This window comes from Thalassospira sp. SN3W, from assembly GCF_038070535.1.
GTDB lineage: Bacteria > Pseudomonadota > Alphaproteobacteria > Rhodospirillales > Thalassospiraceae > Thalassospira > Thalassospira xiamenensis.
Window position 1 is genome coordinate 2065066 of record NZ_CP121124.1, and the last position, 17256, is coordinate 2082321.

At 54.6% G+C, this 17256-nt stretch carries 13 protein-coding genes; all 13 read left to right on the top strand.

The features are described from left to right. Positions 1 to 53: 53 nt before the first annotated feature. On the top strand, positions 54 to 2780 hold the full coding sequence (locus P8T57_RS09265) for a TonB-dependent receptor (protein ID WP_341365264.1): 2727 nt from the start codon (positions 54 to 56) through the stop codon (positions 2778 to 2780). A gap of 182 nt (positions 2781 to 2962) precedes the next feature. Continuing rightward, a complete protein-coding gene (locus tag P8T57_RS09270) occupies positions 2963 to 3691 on the top strand; it encodes a heme acquisition protein HasA (protein ID WP_063092204.1) in 729 nt (242 codons plus the stop codon). Between the two features lie 116 nt (positions 3692 to 3807). Next, positions 3808 to 5556 (top strand): type I secretion system permease/ATPase, encoded by a 1749-nt coding sequence (locus tag P8T57_RS09275; RefSeq protein WP_084716539.1) that lies wholly within the window; start codon positions 3808 to 3810, stop codon positions 5554 to 5556. Next, on the top strand, positions 5553 to 6890 hold the full coding sequence (locus tag P8T57_RS09280; RefSeq protein ID WP_037989103.1) for an HlyD family type I secretion periplasmic adaptor subunit: 1338 nt from the start codon (positions 5553 to 5555) through the stop codon (positions 6888 to 6890). The genes P8T57_RS09275 and P8T57_RS09280 overlap by 4 nt, the downstream gene beginning before the upstream one ends. 100 nt (positions 6891 to 6990) lie before the next feature. Then, on the top strand, positions 6991 to 7593 hold the full coding sequence (locus P8T57_RS09285; RefSeq protein ID WP_007088421.1) for a biliverdin-producing heme oxygenase: 603 nt from the start codon (positions 6991 to 6993) through the stop codon (positions 7591 to 7593). 156 nt (positions 7594 to 7749) lie between these two features. Further along, positions 7750 to 8289, top strand: coding sequence for a ribosome maturation factor RimP (gene rimP, locus P8T57_RS09290; RefSeq protein WP_082822658.1), 540 nt, complete (start codon positions 7750 to 7752; stop codon positions 8287 to 8289). A 9-nt stretch (positions 8290 to 8298) separates the two neighbouring features. Then, positions 8299 to 9858 (top strand): transcription termination factor NusA, encoded by a 1560-nt coding sequence (nusA, locus tag P8T57_RS09295; protein ID WP_037989105.1) that lies wholly within the window; start codon positions 8299 to 8301, stop codon positions 9856 to 9858. 19 nt (positions 9859 to 9877) lie between these two features. After that, positions 9878 to 10468 (top strand): RNA-binding protein, encoded by a 591-nt coding sequence (locus P8T57_RS09300; RefSeq protein ID WP_007088418.1) that lies wholly within the window; start codon positions 9878 to 9880, stop codon positions 10466 to 10468. An 80-nt stretch (positions 10469 to 10548) separates the two neighbouring features. Next, entirely contained in the window at positions 10549 to 13203 is a 2655-nt protein-coding gene (infB, locus tag P8T57_RS09305) for a translation initiation factor IF-2 (protein ID WP_037989106.1), read from the top strand. Positions 13204 to 13220: 17 nt separating this feature from the next. Beyond that, positions 13221 to 13640 carry a 30S ribosome-binding factor RbfA gene (rbfA, locus tag P8T57_RS09310; protein WP_007088416.1) on the top strand — a complete coding sequence of 140 codons (420 nt, stop codon included), beginning with the start codon at positions 13221 to 13223 and terminating at the stop codon, positions 13638 to 13640. Next, positions 13640 to 14566 carry a tRNA pseudouridine(55) synthase TruB gene (gene truB, locus P8T57_RS09315; RefSeq protein ID WP_007088415.1) on the top strand — a complete coding sequence of 309 codons (927 nt, stop codon included), beginning with the start codon at positions 13640 to 13642 and terminating at the stop codon, positions 14564 to 14566. The genes rbfA and truB overlap by 1 nt, the downstream gene beginning before the upstream one ends. A gap of 17 nt (positions 14567 to 14583) precedes the next feature. Next, a complete protein-coding gene (rpsO, locus tag P8T57_RS09320) occupies positions 14584 to 14853 on the top strand; it encodes a 30S ribosomal protein S15 (RefSeq protein ID WP_007088414.1) in 270 nt (89 codons plus the stop codon). A gap of 222 nt (positions 14854 to 15075) precedes the next feature. After that, positions 15076 to 17202, top strand: a complete 2127-nt coding sequence (pnp, locus tag P8T57_RS09325) for a polyribonucleotide nucleotidyltransferase (protein WP_037989107.1) — start codon at positions 15076 to 15078, stop codon at positions 17200 to 17202. The last annotated feature ends 54 nt before the right edge of the window (positions 17203 to 17256 follow it).

Consider the following 17256-nt stretch of genomic DNA (forward strand, 5'->3'; position numbering starts at 1 on the left):
CGAATGAGACGCAATCTCATAGGTATGCATTCGTGACTCAGGAGACAAAAAGAATGCTCTCGAACGGGGTGGGTCGCATTGTCGACACCAACAAAATAATTCGTAAATCCAGTACACCTATTGGGGGTGTTCGCACAATTGCCCTGACAGCAGTTGGCAGTGGCATGATTGCTTTGATGCCGCTTGCCGTGGGGGCTCAAACCCGGGGCGCAGAAATATTGCAACAGGCTAACAAGGCTGAAATTGCGCAGGCCGCTGAAGGGGGCGTGACCTTGTCAAATGATATGCTCTCATTTGATATATCCGCACAACCGCTTGCCATGGCATTGGTCGATTTTTCGCGTGTATCGGGGATCGATGTTGCCGTGGACGGGACATTGCCCGACGGTACACAAAGCGTTGCCGTCCAGGGGAATATGACGGCTGGCGCAGCCCTTGATCGCATGTTGTCGCAAAGCGGTTTGATCTGGAATGCCGTCAATCCGACAACCATTTCCATCATTGATCCTGTACGGGAAGATGCCGGTAACGCCTCAATCATAACTGTTCCGGTCACCGTAACGGCGACTGAAAGGGCGCTTGGTCCTAATGGGGTACCGGACAAAGTGTATGAAACGCCGGGCTCGGTAGCGGTAATTACCCAGGAAAGTATGCGCAAGTCGCCCGTACGCGAAGCGCGCGAGATTTTCAACAATGTTGCCGGTGTGGATATTTCCAATGACGCGCGTGACCCCGGTTTGACAGTCAACGTTCGCGGTCAGCAGGAAATGGGGCGTGTGAACGTCAATATCGACGGCGCGCGTCAGAACTATAATCAGATGACACATGGCACATCTTCTCGTGTGTATCTGGACCCTGCTTTGTTGGCAGAAGTGGAGATCGAGAAATCCAATCTCAACCAGAATGGTGGTGCCGGGTCTTCTGCAGGTATCGTCACAATGCGTACCCTCAATACACAAGACATTCTTGATGATGGCGAAAAATGGGGCGGCAAGGTAAATGTCAGCCACGGCACGAATGATTACGAATTTGCGGGCGATGCTGCTGGAGGTGTTAGGCTTGCGCCAAGGTTTGACATCTCAGCCGCGGTAAGCCGGAAGGTCATTGGTGACTATAGTCCGGGGAAACGCAATCCAGCCCTGTTTACTGACGGAAACGGCAATTATCACGATGTACACAGTTCCAGACCTGAATACACTTTCCTTCGCCAGACATCCGGTTTGGTGAAAGCCAATGTCCATCTTACAGATGATCAGGAACTGAATCTTGGGTATGTTGGCTCAAAAAGCAATTACACCAAAACCAACGACGTCACGAATACAAGACCGGATCTGAACGAAACCAAAACCCATACCCTGACCGCCAAGCACAACTGGAATCCGTCGACTGATTTGGTCGATCTGGATACGCACGTTTATTGGACCCGAACAGAAAGTAACCAATACAGGCCAACCAGATTTAACACCAGTGGATCAGTTAGCCAGAACCCCTACGACACGGACTATACGCTTGATACGACAGGGCTTGATTTGGCCAACAGTAGCAAGTTCGAGCTATATTCAGTGGGTGATGGCCTGAGCAAGGTTAGCTTTGACTATGGTACCGAGTTCTTTCACGACAGGGCAAAGACAACCTCTGAGGTCGAGGACCTTGGAGGATCAGGTTCTGCCTATCAGGCAGAAGGAACAACCCCATCCGGGGAGCGTGATGTTTATGGTGGACATGTAACGGCGACGTATGGCTGGAACGACGTGTTTCAAATCAGTGGTGGTTTTCGCTACGACCGTTACGAATTGACAGGTGACTCGTATTGGTGTGAAGCGTTACCCGGTGGTTTTACATCACAGCAGTGCGGAAGCGGCAATGACGTACCTTTGGACGTTGATTTGTCGGAGGACCGGGTTTCGCCGTCTTTTGGTGCAAGCGTGACGCCATTCCCCGGTCTGCAATTCTTTGCCAACTATCGCGAAAACCTGCGGGCGCTGACAGTGATGGAAGCCATGTTCAAGGGCATGCATATCGGTGATCAGCCGGTTACCTATTTTTCGAACGCCAATCTCAAGGCTGAGGAAGTTGAAACCAAGGAAGTTGGTGTCAACTTCATGTTCGATAACGTCATAAAGCAGGGCGATGGATTCAGAGCCAAACTGTCCTACTACCGTTCAACAATCGATAATTATACGACTGTTGGTTTCGTGCCTTTGCCCTCACTGCCGTCAGTGAACTGGCCATCGGTTGGGGCGGGCATGGTCAACCTTAGTGACCCTGTCTATATGACCGGTACGGAGCTTGAGGCCTTCTATGATGCTGGTGAGTACTATTTTGGCGGTACGTTGACGACATCGGACATTGATCTGATCGGGAATTATAATCAGTTCATTCTTGATACCACCTATTCTACTGCAGCGCAGAACGCAGCTACTTACGGTACAGTTGGCGGATTGTTTGGCATTTATGCGCCGCCCAAACGCAAATACACGCTTGACGGCGGGTTCCGTCTTTTCGATCAGGATCTTGTCTTGGGAATGCGGGCGACATTCGTTTATCCGGAAGAAAACTATGGTTCCCAGGTCGGGTCGGTAAGTCTCTCGACCGTTGGTGGCGAATATTACAAGTACCGCGTATTCGACTTTTACAGTTCCTATGACATCAACGATGCCGTGAAACTGCGGTTCGCCGTCAATAACCTGTTCGATGAGGGATATGTTCAAGGAAGCGGGGGAACGTATGCCCCGGCACCGGGACGTACCGCGATCATCAGTCTCAGCGGCAACTTCTAGGCCGCTTAAAAGGAAAAATGCCAATCACCGGTCAGGTCATCGACCTGACCGGATAGGTTTGTCTTTCTTTCAACTAAGTATTTGATTTTAAACATTATTTTGTTGACTCATGATGATAATAATAGTCATCCTCATCATGTTGCTCCAATGGTTGGGGCGGAAACAAACCAGGAGATGTCTAAATGACTATTACAATTGATCTGAACGCAGATGGTTCCGGAAACGGTGTTGATCTGCATGGTCTGTTGGAAGATTTCGACGCCAACTTTTCCAAGGGATTGTTCAACTACGGCGAGTTTCTGAATGGTGGGCTCTTTGACGGTCCGCAATACTATCTCAGCGATGAAGACAGTTCATCAAGCTACACCGATGGCTTCCTTGCAACGACCGGTGGCGGAGATGACTTCACCTATGACATCAGCACCCATCAGATTGTCGGAAATCTTGATCAGCTTTCATTCGGGGAAACGTTGGTTCAGGATTCTAGCGGCGACTACAATCTTAGCGACTCGTCGGTCGATATTTCTGGCCTTGACCTAAGCAGCAGCAAGACTGGTATGGTCCTGACCGCGCTTTTTGGTGGTGACAGTTCAGAATTGCAGTCTGTTTTTGCCTCCGAAGGTGTCGAAATCAACGGCAGTTCCGGCGCGGATGTGATCGGCGGTTTTGCAGGTGACGACGTCCTGACTGGCAATGGCGGGGCAGACACTTTCGAGTTCGATACTTCGGCATCGTTCGGTGATGACACCGTTACCGACTTCACCGATGGCACCGATCTTCTCGATATCGATTACAACTCGGTCACGATTGGAGATGATGGTGCTGGCAATGCGCTCATTACCCATGCCAACGGCACCATCACCCTGACTGGTGTTGACTTCAACGACCTTGACGCAAGCGACTTCGTTTAACGAAGACGGCCCGCTCCGCAGGCGGCGGAACGGGCACAAGGTCTTTGATTGCAGGGCACCGCGGAACAGCGGTGCCCACCTCATCCTATCTTTTTCTTTTCCGGAATGGAAACAGCGTGTTCGAACAGGTCCATTCGCAACATTTGTCCAAATCGTCCGTATTCTCGCCGTTGGCGGCCGCCATTCGATCCGTGCGCGGAGCGTTCCTGTCGGTCGCGGCGTTAAGCGGCGTGTCAAATATCCTGATGCTGACTGGGCCGCTTTTCATGCTGCAGGTTTATGATCGGGTTCTGGCGAGCCGCAGTGTGCCGACGCTGGTCGCGCTCGTTGTTCTGATGCTGGCGCTATACATGTTTCTGGGAACTGTCGATGCGCTTCGGGCGCGGATGCTGGTGCGGATTGGCTGGCGGGTGGATGAGCAAGTTGGGCCTATGGCACTGGCAACTACACTCGATCAGGCGCTGCGAAATGATAATGCAACCTTAAGGCCGCTCAACGATCTTGATCAAATCCGACAGTTTCTGGGTGGTGCGGGCCCTATTGCGATTTGCGATATGCCTTGGATGCCGCTGTTTCTGGGGATCGTTTTTGCTTTTCATCCCTGGCTTGGTTTTCTTGCCCTTATTGGCGGTATCATTCTGGTGATTTTGACATTGATCAGCGAGCTTGCCACCCGTCGCCAGGTTGAACGGATGAACCGCCAAGCCGTTTCACGTGCAAATCTTGTCGAAGCTGGGCGTCGAAATGCCGAAGCCATTCGCGCGATGGGCATGCTGGCGAGTTTCACGGACTATTGGGCACGTCTGAATGACAGGTATTTACGCGACAATACCGGTGTCGGTGACGTCAATTCGACCTTCTCGGCCTATATCAAGGTCATTCGCCTTGCGATGCAGTCCGGCGTTCTGGCACTTGGTGCGTATCTGGCGATCCTGCAGGAAGTCACACCGGGTGTGATGGTTGCCGCCTCAATCCTGACAGCACGAGCATTGTCCCCGGTCGAACAGGCGATTGGCAACTGGCGCGGATTTGTTGGTGCCCGTCAATCGCGACAACGTCTTGAACGCTGCTTTGCCGACACACAAAAAACGTCTGAACGCCTCGAACTGCCTGCCCCGCAACAAAGCCTGCATGTTTCCAATCTGATCGTTCGGGCCCCTGCAAAGCGGGTGGAAGGAAAGCTGGCCGCACCGGGGCGCGTATTGCTGCGCATCAACGACGTGCTCCTGAAAGCAGGCGACGGGCTTGGCATTATTGGGCCAAGCGGATCGGGGAAATCGACATTCGGTCGCGCACTGGTCGGGATTGGTGCGATCCATAATGGCACCATCCGCCTGGATGGGGCGGAGCTTGACCACTGGGAGCCGGATCGGCTGGGGGTGCATGTCGGTTATTTGCCGCAGGACGTCGATCTGTTTGACGATACTGTTGCCCGCAATATTGCGAGGCTACGGAGCGATGTGGACTCTGCGGCAATCGTTAAGGCCGCGCAATTGGCCGGGGTGCATGACATGGTCCTGTCTCTGCCCAAGGGATATGACACGCCGATCGGAAGTGGCGGGCTTATTTTGTCGGGTGGGCAACGCCAACGGATCGGGCTGGCGCGTGCCCTGTTTGGTGATCCGTTCCTGATTGTCCTTGATGAACCCAATTCCAGTCTCGACAGTGCCGGGGAACAGGCCCTGATCGAAGCGGTCCGTCTGGCCCGGCAACGCGGGGCGATTGTTGTCATGATTGCCCATCGCCCCGGCGCACTGGCAACGGTCAATCTGGCGATGGTTATTAAGGATGGACGCCAGATTGCCTTTGGTGCGCGTGACGACATTCTGCGCAAAACCATGCGTCAGGTCGGAGAAAGCGCATGAGCCGAAAAAAGTCGCACACGTCGTCAAAAACTCCATTCGCCAGCCCTGCAATGCATAGTTTGCGTCGACATACCCTGTTTGGCGTATCCGTGATGCTGGCATTGTTTGCTGGTCTGGGAAGCTGGATGGCGTTGGCCAATCTTTCCGGGGCGGTGGTTGCTACCGGCAAACTGGTGGTCGAAAGCAATGTCAAGGATGTGCAGCACCCTGACGGAGGCATTATTGGTGAAATCCACGTGCGTGACGGGGATCGGGTGCAGGCCGGTGATCTTCTGATCCGGCTGGACGATACGATGGCACGCGCAAGCCTTGGCATTGTCGATAGCCAGATCGATGCCTTGCGGGCGCGCAAAATGCGTCTGGTTGCTGAACGGAACGAAGCGAAAATCGTTGCCGTGCCCGATTTGTTCGCGGCCCGTATGCAGGACCTGGCAATCGTTGAGCTGGTTGCGGCCGAGACAAAACTATTCGAAGCAAGGCGTAAAAGTCTGGAGGGTGAAAAGGCCCAGCTTGAGCAAAAACTGTTGCAGCTTTCGGAGACGATCATCGGGCTTGAGGCCCAGAAAGCTGCCAATGAAGAAGAAAGCCGCCATATTCGCGATGAACTTGACGGGCTTGAAATGCTTTACAAAAAGCAGCTTGTACCGATTACCCGTGTTGCGGCATTGCGTCGTGAACGCGCCAGTCTGAGGGGCAAACACGGGGAGTTGACGGCACAGATTGCCGCGACCGGCATGCAAATCTCGGAAACAGAAATGTCGATCCTGCAGCTTGACCGGAACCGCCAAACCGAAGTCCTGACGGAACTGGGTGACATTGATCAACAATTGGCTGAATTGATGCAAAAGCAGGTTGCGTTGCGCGATCAACTGCGTCGTGTCGACATCCGTGCCCCCTATGACGGGACGGTCTATCAGATGACGGTACATACGATTGGCGGCGTGGTTGCGGGCGGGGACCGGATCATGGGGATTGTGCCTGATCAGGATGAGCTGGTGATCGAAGCCCGAACCAACCCGCGCGATATTGACCAGGTCCATCCAGGGCAAAAGGCGATGCTGCGTTTTACTGCCTTTAATCAGCGCACAACGCCGGAACTTTCCGGGACGGTGTCCTTTGTGGCAGCGGACCTGTCACGCGATGAACTGACAGGCGAAACCTACTATAATGTCCGGGTGAAAATTGCCGGTGGCGAGATGGAAAAACTTGATGGGCAAGGTCTGATGCCCGGCATGCCGGTTGAAACCTTTATCGCAACGGGGGATCGCACCGCACTTAGCTATCTTGCCAAACCGCTTACCGATCAGTTTGCCCGCGCGTTCCGCGAAGAATAATTTTTCACCGGTTTCGGATATCGAACGCCCCGAATCGTTTCTGGTTTAAAGGGCTGCGAATTCATGCGGCATTTGCGGACAGGGACGAAAGGTAATCGGGATGACTTTGGATATAACAGCAGACGGTGTGATAAAAACCCGCCTTCAGAACCTCAAACAGGCAACAACCGGCGACCATCAGCACATTGATGACATGGTGATGGAAATGGCACCGTTTGAAAGCCGCGATAACTACGCCCGGTTTGTCGGGATGCAGTATGTGTTTCACCGCGCTGTAAAACCGCTTTATGACGCCAGTGACCTGAACGACCTGATACCCGGGCTTTCGATGCGCAGTCGGTTCAATCATGTCTGTGCAGATCTTGCAGACCTGCAATGCAGCCTACCTGAAAATACCAAACCATTTCCTGTTCCCCAAACCGGAATGGGTCGTCTGGGATGGTTATATGTTTGTGAAGGTTCGTCGCTTGGGGCGGCATTTTTGCTGAAAGCAGCCGGAAATATCGGGCTGAATGCCGAGTTTGGTGCCCGTCACCTGGCTGGGCACGAAGACGGTCGCGGCAAGCATTGGCGCGAATTTGTTGATCAGGTCAATGGCTTGGCTTTAAGCGCTAAACAAGAACAGGAAGTGATTGATGGTGCTATTGCTGCCTTTGACTTTTTCCGAACCCTTTTGATCGAAGATCGCAAGCTTGCCGCATAGGCGCAAATCCCTTGGTTGAAAGGCTTGCAGAGACAGGATCGTGACTTGATTTCTGGCAAAGTCGGCTGTATAAAGCCGCCAAGCTTTTTGTAAATTCTGACAAAGAGTGGGCCCTTCGCCCGCTCTTTTGTGCTTTTTGGGGTATGGCATCGCTATATGGCTGAGCTGATCGGACAACAGTTGAAAGACCCGCTGATGATGCGGATCACGGAGATTATCGAGCCGTCGATCAATGCGCTGGGTTTCGAACTGGTACGTGTGTCCATGATGGGCAAGGACAGTAATGTCTTGCAGATCATGGCAGATCGTGCGGATGGCAACGGCAGCATCAATGTAGAAGATTGCGCCGAAATCAGCCGTACCGTCTCTGCCCTGATGGATGTCGAGGACCCGATTTCCGGGGCTTATCACCTTGAAGTCAGTTCACCGGGTATTGACCGCCCGCTGACCCGTGCCAAGGACTTTGATGTCTGGCGCGGGTTCGAGGCAAAGGTCGAGCTGGTGATGGCCCAGAATGGCCGTCGCCGTTTCAGCGGAAAGCTGGATGGAGTTGAGGATGATGCGGTCGCCCTGATTGTCGATGGCGAACGTGAATTGTTGCCGTTGGCCGATATCGCAAAGTCGAAATTGGTGCTGACGGATGAATTGATCGCGCATGTCACCGGCAAGGGCCGGTCTGACGAAAACGCAGAATAGAGGTTGGATATGGAAGCAACTTCGGGAATGCCGCGGCCGGAACTTTTGCAGGTTGCAGATGCCGTTGCCCGTGAAAAGGGCATTGATCGTGATGAAGTTCTTGGCGCAATGGAGCAGGCCATCCAAAAGGCCGGCCGTTCCAGATATGGCCACGAGCATGACATCCGTGCCCATATCGACCGTAAAACCGGTGAAATCAAGCTGGCCCGTTTCATCGAGGTCACGGATGATATCGAAAACGACTTCACCCAGATGTCGCTGGAACAGGCGCGTATTCGCAACGAAAATATCCAGCTTGGTGAATTCCTGATTGATCCGCTGCCGCCGATCGATTTCGGACGTATTGCTGCGCAGACCGCAAAACAGGTTATCGTGCAGAAGGTCCGTGATGCGGAACGTGAGCGTCAGTTCGAAGAATATAAAGACCGTGCAGGTGAAGTGATCAACGGCGTCGTCAAACGAGTCGAGTTTGGTAATGTTTTGGTCGATATGGGCCGTGCAGAAGCCATTCTGCGCCGCGAAGAACTGATCCCGCGTGAAACTGTCCGTCAGGGTGATCGCGTTCGTGCGCTGATCCTTGATGTGCGTCGCGAACAGCGTGGGCCGCAAATCTTCCTGTCGCGTACCCATCCGACTTTCATGGCAAAACTGTTTGCCCAGGAAGTTCCGGAAATCTACGACGGTATTATCGAAATCAAATCGGTTGCCCGTGATCCGGGGTCGCGCGCCAAGATTTCCGTTCAGTCGTCGGATAACTCGATCGACCCGGTCGGGGCATGTGTCGGTATGCGTGGTTCGCGCGTGCAGGCTGTTGTTGGCGAACTTCAGGGCGAAAAAATCGACATCATCCAGTGGTCGGAAGACCCGGCAACCTTCGTTGTGAACGCATTGGCTCCGGCCGAGGTCACCAAGGTTGTTCTTGATGAAGAAACCAATCGTATCGAGGTTGTCGTTCCCGACGATCAGCTGAGCCTGGCCATTGGCCGTCGTGGTCAGAATGTGCGTCTGGCGTCCCAGCTGACCGGATGGGATATCGATATCCTGACCGAGGAAGACGAAAGCGAACGTCGCCAGGAAGAAGCCCGTAAACGGGCGGAGATGTTCATCAAGGCACTTGATGTTGATGAAGTCATTGCCCATCTCCTGGTCGCCGAAGGCTTTACCTCGATCGAGGAAGTCGGTTACGTGCCGTTGGCCGAACTGGCAGAGATTGAAGGTTTCGAAGAAGAAATCGCCGAAGAGCTGCGCACGCGCGCTCGTAACTTCCTTGCCGAAGAAGCCGAACGTCTTCAGAAGCGTCGTGAAGAGCTTAAGGTTGCCGATGACCTCGTCGAATTTGGCGGACTGTCGCTGGCCGTTGTTGTTCGCCTGGGCGAGAACGATGTCAAAACCCTTGAGGACTTTGCGGATCTCGCAAGCGACGAGCTGATCGAATATGTCGGTGATGCGGACAACATGACCATGGATCAGGCCAATGACCTGATCATGGACGCGCGTCGTCAGCTTGGCTGGTTCGAAGGACTTGAAGAAGAAGTTTCCGAAGATGCCGAAGAAGGCGAAGACGCCTGAGGGCTGATCGGAGGACGCCATGTCGCACCGTAAAGGCGGCAAGGTAGCCGAGGTTCCGGAACGCCGGTGTATCGTCACCGGCGAAGTCCGGCCCAAGGAAGACCTTCTTAGGGTTGTGATCGGACCGGATGATTCGGTTGTTCCCGACCTTGAGGAACGGTTGCCTGGACGGGGATTATGGTTGTGCCCGTCGCGGGATGTGATAAATACCGCCTGTGCAAAAAATGCCTTTGCCAAGGCGGCGCGGCAAAAAGTCGTGATTGATCCTGCGCTGGCAGACCGGATCGAGAAGCTTTTGCTTCAGAAAAGTCTCGATCTGCTGTCGCTTGCGCGCAGAGCCGGTCAGGCGGTTGCCGGTTACGAAAAAGTCAGGGCCCAGATTGACGAGGGCGCGGCAATGATATTGGCAGCCCGAGATGGTGCTGCGGACGGAAAATCCAAGATCGAGGCGAAAGCCCGGGATCTGCCGATTTATACCGTTCTGGATGCTGCCGAGATTGGCGCGGCCTTTGGCCGCGAAAAAGCAGTACATGTGGCTGTTGCGCCAGGTGGACTGGCAAAACAGTTAAGTCGCTCGCTTAGGCGGCTAGAAGGATTTCGCGCGGTCTGAAGGCAGGCTTGCGCAGAACGGACAGGACAGGACAGGCAAAGGATGCCGGTCCCGCAGGAAATGAGGAAGTTGGACGGATTATGAGTGATCGCGATCAGGAGAAGAAACCGCTGAGCCTCAACAGATCGAAACTTGAACTGAGCAAGACGGTCGAGGCTGGGCAGGTACGGCAAAGCTTCTCGCATGGACGGTCCAAATCTGTGACTGTCGAAGTGCGCAAGAAGCGGACTTTCGAAAAGAACGAATCCGGCCGCTTCCGTGAAGTGAAGAAGGATGCGGTTGCTGAACAGCAACCTGCCGCACCGGCGCCGGCAGCAAAACCCGAACCGGTTGCCAAACCGGAACCGGTTGAAGACCACGGCAATCTTACCGATAGCGAGCGTGCAGCACGCATGGCTGCCCTGAAAGCAGCCGAAGAGCGCCGCAAGCAGGAAGAAGCCGAAGCAGCCCTACGTGCCGCTGAGGAAAGCAAGCGCAAGGCAGAAGAAGCCGAACGTCGTAAACAGGAAGAGGCCGAAGTAGCAAAAGCTGCTGCGGCAGAAACCCCTGTGCTGGAAAAGGATGCCCCGGTTTCTGTAGAAGAAGTCGAGAAAGCCCTTGAAGCATCGACGACCAAAGGCAAATCCAAACCGAAGCCTGCTGCTGTTGCCAAGAAACAGGAAGAAATCATTCCTGGCGAACCGGCAGAACCGCTGGTTCCGGAAGAACGCCGTCGTGCCGATCCGTCCACCGTCAAGCCGAAAAGCCGCAAGGAACTGGACGAGGAAGAAGCCCGTACCGCAGCCGCACGCAAACGCGCCGAAGAGGAAGCTCTTGGCCGTGCCGCGCGTACGAAGGGTGACGAAGGTCGCCGTCGTGGCAAGCTTTCGATCAATAATGCGATGACCGGTGACGAAGGTGGCCGTCGTCGTTCGATGGCCTCGATCAAGCGTCAGCAGGCAAAAGCAAAGGCCCGTATGCAGGGCCAGCAGAAGCCGAAAGAGAAAATCGTGCGTGATGTTATCGTTCCGGACGTTATTACCGTTCAGGAACTTGCCAACCGTATGGCTGAACGTGCTGCCGACGTCATCAAGTGCCTGATGGGCCTTGGCGTTATGGCAACCATCAACCAAAGCCTTGATCCCGATACCGCACAGCTGGTTGTCGAGGAATTCGGCCACAAGATGAAACGCGTTTCGGATGCCGATGTTGAAGAAGCGCTGGTCAGTGCCGTTGACAACGAAGATCAGCTGATCGGTCGTCCGCCGGTTGTGACCGTCATGGGTCACGTTGACCATGGTAAAACCTCGTTGCTCGATGCCCTGCGCAAAACGGACGTTGTCAGTGGCGAAGCCGGCGGCATCACCCAGCATATCGGTGCCTATCAGGTGACGATGGAAACAGGATCGAAGATTACCTTCATCGATACCCCGGGCCACGCTGCCTTCACGGAAATGCGTTCGCGCGGTGCCAAGGTTACCGACATCGTCGTTCTGGTTGTTGCTGCTGACGACTCGGTCATGCCGCAGACGATCGAAGCCATCAGCCATGCGAAAGCAGCCGGTGTGCCGATGATCATTGCGATCAACAAGATCGACAAACCGGGTGCAAACCCGTCGAAGGTTAAAACCGAACTGCTTCAGCACGAAGTCGTCGTCGAGGAAATGGGCGGTGAAGTTCAGTGTCTTGAAGTTTCCGCCAAACAGGGCCTTGGCCTGACCGAGCTGGAAGAAGCCATTCTGCTTCAGGCCGAGGTTCTTGACCTTAAAGCCAACCCGGCACGTGTTGCTGACGGTGTTGTCGTTGAAGCCCGCATGGAAAAAGGTCGCGGCCCGGTTGCCACGGTTCTGGTTCAGCGCGGTACGCTTAAAAACGGTGATATCTTTGTTACGGGTGCCGAGTGGGGCCGCGTTCGTGCGTTGGTCAACGATCATGGTGTTCGCATCGAAGAAGCCATTCCGGGCATGCCGGTCGAAGTAACCGGTCTGAACGGCGTGCCGTCTGCCGGTGATGACTTCGTTGTTGTCGAAAACGAAGCCAAAGCGCGTGAGATTTCCGACTATCGTCAGCGTCGCATCCGCGAAACGCAGGCTGCTGCGATGAAGAAATCGGCACTTGAGAACATGTTCTCGAGCTCGGGCGACGTCAAGGAACTGCCGATCCTTATCAAAGGTGACGTGCAGGGTTCTGTCGAAGCGCTTATCGGTACCCTGCAGAAGCTGGGTAACGAGGAAGTCAGTGTACGCGTCCTGCATAGCGGCGTTGGCGGAATCAACGAGTCCGATGTCACGCTGGCGCGCGCGTCGAATGCGCTGATCATCGGCTTTAACGTGCGTGCCAATCAGCAGGCCCGTGAACAGTCCCGTCGCGACAATGTCGACATTCGTTATTATTCGATCATCTATGATGTTGCAGACGACATCAAAAAGATGCTGTCGGGCATGCTGTCGCCGGAAGTTCGCGAGAAGTTCCTGGGGTACGCAGAAATACGCGACATCTTTACCATCTCAGGCAACAAGATTGCCGGTTGTATGGTTACCGAGGGTACCGTCAAGCGTGGTGCGGGCGTTCGCCTGCTTCGCGACAACGTCGTGATCCATTCGGGCGAGCTGTCGACACTGCGTCGCTTCAAGGATGAAGTAAAAGAAGTCCGCGAGGGCTATGAATGTGGCATGTCATTCGCCAAGTATAATGACCTGCAGGTCGGCGATATGATCGAGTGCTTCGAGCAGGAGGAAATCGCCGTCGAACTTTAAGACGGTGGATTGACGATATGGCGAAGCAACCGGCCAAAGCACCAAGTCAGCGACAGTTGCGCGTGGCGGAGGAAATCCGCCAAGCCCTGTCGCAGGCACTTGAGCGCGGAGATATTTATGACCCGGACCTGACCCGGCGCCCGGTAACCATTACCGGCGTCAGTTTGAGCCCGGATATGCGCAATGCCATGGTATCCTTTACGCCGCTTGGCGGGGGCGAGGCGGAAACCTCGCTTAAGGCGCTAACGCGGCAGAAGGGCCATTTGCGTACCCATGTGGCGCGTACGGTTCATATGAAATACGTACCGGCGTTGCGTTTTGTGGAAGACAAAAGTTTCGATGTCGCCGACCATATCGGTGCCCTCCTGCGTGACCCTCATGTCGCACAGGATCTTGCGGCGGACCGGTCGGACGACCATGAGAATGAGGACGACTGATGGCGCGTCGGCGTCGCGGTAGAAGCATCAATGGCTGGCTGGCAGTCGACAAACCCTTGGAAATCACCTCTTCGACGGTGGTCAATCAGGTGCGTCGTCTGCTTGATGCGGCAAAGGCCGGTCACGGCGGGACACTTGACCCATTGGCGAGTGGTGTCCTGCCTATTGCATTTGGCGAGGCGACAAAAACGGTTGCCTATGTCATGGATGGCAGCAAAAGTTATCGTGTGACGCTTAAATTCGGCGAAGCACGCAGCACCGACGATGCCGAGGGCGAGGTTACTGCCACCTCGGATCATCGTCCGGATGCAGACGAAATAAAGGCCGTGCTGGGTGAGTTTATTGGCGAAATCCAGCAGGTGCCGCCAAAGTTTTCGGCGATCAAGGTTAATGGCAAGCGTGCCTATGATCTTGCCCGTCGCGATGAAGACGTGGTGCTTAAACCGCGTCCGATTCTGATCAAGGATCTTCGACTGGTCGATATGCCGGATCGCGATCATGCTGTTCTCGAAGTTGTTTCGGGCAAAGGGGCATATATGCGGTCTTTGGCGCGCGATATTGCGCTGCGCCTGGGTTCTGTCGGCCATATATCCGCCCTTCGCCGCACGTCGGCGGGGCCGTTTCCTGAAACGAGTTCCATTCCGCTTGCGGAGTTGCTTGAAATGGATCCGGATGCGGTGTTGGAGAAATTGCTTCCGGTCGAGACCGCGCTGGACGACATCCCGGCGCTGGCCCTGACCGAAGTCGAGGCGCAGCGTCTATCGAGTGGGCAACCTGTCGGGTTGTTGCCGGTGGCAAAACGCAGTGCCCTCGAAACCCCCGTCGTGCAGGACGATATCGTCTGCGCCATGCTCCATGACCGCGCGGTTGCGTTGGCGGAGATAAGTGGCGGCGAAATCCGGCCTGTACGTGTTTTTAATCTCTAAAGGCGAAAGGATGCCTGATGTCGATTACTGCTGAACGCAAAGCTGAGCTGATCAAAGAATACGCTCAGAAAGACGGTGACACCGGTTCCCCCGAAGTCCAGGTTGCAATCCTGACCGAGCGGATCAAGAACCTGACCGAACACATGAAAGAACATAACCACGACTTCCATAGCCGTCGTGGTCTTCTTATGATGGTTGGCCAGCGCCGTCGTCTGCTGAAGTACCTGCAGCGCAAAGACCAGTCGCGTTACGAGACCGTTATCGAACGCCTCGGTATTCGCCGCTGATATCGAACTGCGGCGGAGGTGGTTGATCCCCTCCGCCGTCGTTTTTTTAATGTCCCGAGCGGATCGGGAAACACGGGGAAGCAGGGTCGGATGGGCCGACCTCTTTGCTTGGTCCGGACCCATTAATTATGCAGCTTTTATGAAAGCCTCATAATTAATGTGTTCGGAACTCGTGTATGACTATCCGGGTCCGCTGAAGGTTTGTAAGAGGAAGAGAAAATAATGTTTAATGTCGTCCGCAAGGAAATGCAGTGGGGCAATGCCAAGCTGGTTCTCGAAACCGGTAAGGTCGCGCGCCAGGCCGATGGTGCCGTCATGGTCACCTACGGCGAGACCGTTGTGCTTTGTACCGCTGTTGGCGCGAAATCACCGCGCCCGGATATCGACTTTTTCCCGCTGACCGTGAACTATCAGGAAAAAGCATTTGCTGCCGGTAAAATCCCGGGTGGTTTCTTCAAGCGTGAAGGCCGTCCTTCGGAAAAGGAAACTCTGGTTTCGCGTCTGATCGACCGTCCGATCCGTCCGCTGTTTCACCCGCTTTATCGTAACGAAACCCAGATCGTTTGTACCGTTCTGTCCCATGACATGGAAAATGATCCGGACGTGGTTGCGATGATCGGTGCGTCTGCGGCGCTGACCATTTCCGGTCTGCCGTTCCTCGGCCCGATCGGTGCTGCGCGCGTCGGTTACAAAGACGGGGAATATATCCTGAACCCGGCAACCGAGTCGGTTAAGGAAAGCGACCTTGATCTGGTTGTTGCCGGTACCCGTGACGGTGTGATGATGGTTGAATCCGAAGCCAGCGAGCTTTCGGAAGAAATCATGCTTGGCGCCGTTAAATTCGGTCACGAGCAGTTCCAGTCGGTTCTTGATCTGATCATTTCGCTGGCCGAAGACGCCGCGAAAGAGCCGCGCGACATTGCAGAACTGCCGGAAGGCTATGATGAGCTGGTCGAAAAAGTCGCTGCCCTTGGCACCGACGGACTGACCAAAGCATACAGCCATGTCGTCAAGCAGGAGCGTTCAGCTGCTGTTTCTGACGCCAAAGCCGCGATTGCGGAAAAACTGGCCGAAGAAGAAATTGCCGATGCCCTGAAAGGCAAGGTTTCGTCGATCATCAAGGATCTGGAAAAAGACATCGTTCGCGGTGCGATCCTGAAAACCGGCAAACGTATTGATGGCCGTACAGGTGCTGACGTTCGCCCGATCCTTGGCGAAGTTTCGGTTCTGCCGCGTGCACACGGTTCCGCGATTTTCACCCGTGGTGAAACCCAGGCACTTGCCGTTGCCACCCTTGGCACCGGTCAGGATGAACAGATCGTTGACGCGCTTGACGGCGAATATCGCGAAAACTTCATGCTGCACTATAACTTCCCGCCCTACTCGGTTGGTGAAGCTGGTCGTATGGGTTCGCCAGGCCGTCGTGAAATCGGTCATGGTAAACTGGCATGGCGTGCCCTGCACCCGCTGATGCCGGGCAAGGACGCGTTCCCTTACACCATTCGTATCGTTTCTGAAGTAACCGAATCGAATGGTTCGTCCTCGATGGCGACCGTTTGCGCAACCTCGCTTGCGATGATGGATGCCGGTGTTCCGCTGGCACGTCCGGTTGCCGGTATTGCTATGGGTCTGATCAAGGAAGGCGATGATTTTGCCGTTCTGTCCGACATCATGGGTGATGAAGATCACCTTGGCGATATGGACTTCAAGGTTGCCGGTACCGAAAAAGGTATCACCTCGCTACAGATGGATATCAAGATCACCTCGGTGACTCCGGATATCATGCAGATCGCACTGGGCCAGGCCCGTGACGGCCGTCTGCACATCCTTGGCGAAATGTCCAAAGCACTTCCGGAAGCACGTGGTGAAGTTTCGGGCAATGCACCGACCATCACCCAGTTCTCGATCCCGCGTGACAAAATCCGTGACGTTATCGGGTCGGGCGGCAAGGTCATTCGCGAAATCTGCGAAGAAACCGGTGCGAAGGTCGATATCGAAGACGATGGCTCGATCACTGTTGCACATACCGACGGTGCAAAAGGCAAACAGGCAGTCGATTGGATCAAATCGATCGTTGCGGAACCTGAATTGAACCATATCTATGATGGTAAGGTTGTTAAGGCTGTCGACTTTGGTGCATTCGTCAATTTCTTTGGCGCGCGCGACGGTCTGGTCCATATCTCCGAACTGGCGCAGGAACGCGTCAAACAGGTTTCGGATATCGTCAAGGAAGGCGACGCGGTCAAGGTCAAGGTCATTGGCTTTGATGATCGCGGCAAGATCAAATTGTCGATGAAACGCGTTGACCAGGAAACCGGTGCCGATCTCGACGCCGGCGACGCTGAATAATCCGATCTGATAGACCGGACGGCGATAACAACAACACGCCGTCCGGTTTTCCAA

Coding starts and splice junctions, on each gene's coding strand:
- pnp (WP_037989107.1), top strand. CDS start 15,076: ATGTTTAATGTCGTCCGCAAGGAAATGCAGTGGGGCAATGCCAAGCTG.
- rbfA (WP_007088416.1), top strand. CDS start 13,221: ATGGCGAAGCAACCGGCCAAAGCACCAAGTCAGCGACAGTTGCGCGTG.
- P8T57_RS09280 (WP_037989103.1), top strand. CDS start 5,553: ATGAGCCGAAAAAAGTCGCACACGTCGTCAAAAACTCCATTCGCCAGC.
- P8T57_RS09270 (WP_063092204.1), top strand. CDS start 2,963: ATGACTATTACAATTGATCTGAACGCAGATGGTTCCGGAAACGGTGTT.
- rpsO (WP_007088414.1), top strand. CDS start 14,584: ATGTCGATTACTGCTGAACGCAAAGCTGAGCTGATCAAAGAATACGCT.
- P8T57_RS09285 (WP_007088421.1), top strand. CDS start 6,991: ATGACTTTGGATATAACAGCAGACGGTGTGATAAAAACCCGCCTTCAG.
- infB (WP_037989106.1), top strand. CDS start 10,549: ATGAGTGATCGCGATCAGGAGAAGAAACCGCTGAGCCTCAACAGATCG.
- P8T57_RS09300 (WP_007088418.1), top strand. CDS start 9,878: ATGTCGCACCGTAAAGGCGGCAAGGTAGCCGAGGTTCCGGAACGCCGG.
- rimP (WP_082822658.1), top strand. CDS start 7,750: ATGGCTGAGCTGATCGGACAACAGTTGAAAGACCCGCTGATGATGCGG.
- truB (WP_007088415.1), top strand. CDS start 13,640: ATGGCGCGTCGGCGTCGCGGTAGAAGCATCAATGGCTGGCTGGCAGTC.
- P8T57_RS09265 (WP_341365264.1), top strand. CDS start 54: ATGCTCTCGAACGGGGTGGGTCGCATTGTCGACACCAACAAAATAATT.
- nusA (WP_037989105.1), top strand. CDS start 8,299: ATGGAAGCAACTTCGGGAATGCCGCGGCCGGAACTTTTGCAGGTTGCA.